We start from the raw sequence: 559 nt of genomic DNA, 5'->3' as shown, positions 1-559 counted from the left end.
CTACAGGGATAAGAAAGTACAACGTTGTTGCTTGTTTGTTGATACATACAATCATTACCCATCGATTCACCTTTTACGGCAAACCGATCAATAAATAATCTTTACTTCTTCCAGATTGTTAAAGAACATACAGCACTTGGTCTCGAAAAGACCAAACCTAAATTCAATCACCAGTGTGATCAACTTACGTTTGAACTTTTGGTGGAGGATGACGGGATCGAACCGACGACCCCCTGCTTGCAAAGCAGGTGCTCTCCCAGCTGAGCTAATCCCCCTATGGGTATTTCCAGACTACAGAAACTGGTAGGGCTGGTTGGACTCGAACCAACGACCCCCGCGTTATCAACACGGTGCTCTAACCAGCTGAGCTACAGCCCCAAATGCTGTTCTTTATATTAACAGCCGATAAGTGTGAACATTTGATGCGTGAACCAGTTACCTGATTCGTGCAAACTCTAGAAAGGAGGTGATCCAGCCGCACCTTCCGATACGGCTACCTTGTTACGACTTCACCCCAGTCACGAATCCTACCGTGGTAAGCGCCCTCCTTACGGTTAAG

General features: G+C 46.5%; 2 tRNA genes and 1 rRNA gene. All 3 read right to left on the bottom strand.

Annotated elements, in window-relative coordinates:
• Positions 1-199: 199 nt before the first annotated feature.
• Positions 200-275, bottom strand: a tRNA-Ala gene (locus tag CSQ92_RS28500).
• A 26-nt stretch (positions 276-301) separates the two neighbouring features.
• A tRNA-Ile gene (locus CSQ92_RS28495) sits at positions 302-378 on the bottom strand.
• Between the two features lie 81 nt (positions 379-459).
• Positions 460-559 (bottom strand): 16S ribosomal RNA (locus tag CSQ92_RS28490); the annotation flags it as partial.

This window comes from Janthinobacterium sp. BJB446 (assembly GCF_002735655.1).
GTDB classification, from domain to species: domain Bacteria; phylum Pseudomonadota; class Gammaproteobacteria; order Burkholderiales; family Burkholderiaceae_D; genus Janthinobacterium; species Janthinobacterium lividum.
This window is presented reverse-complemented; position numbering and strand designations above follow the sequence as displayed.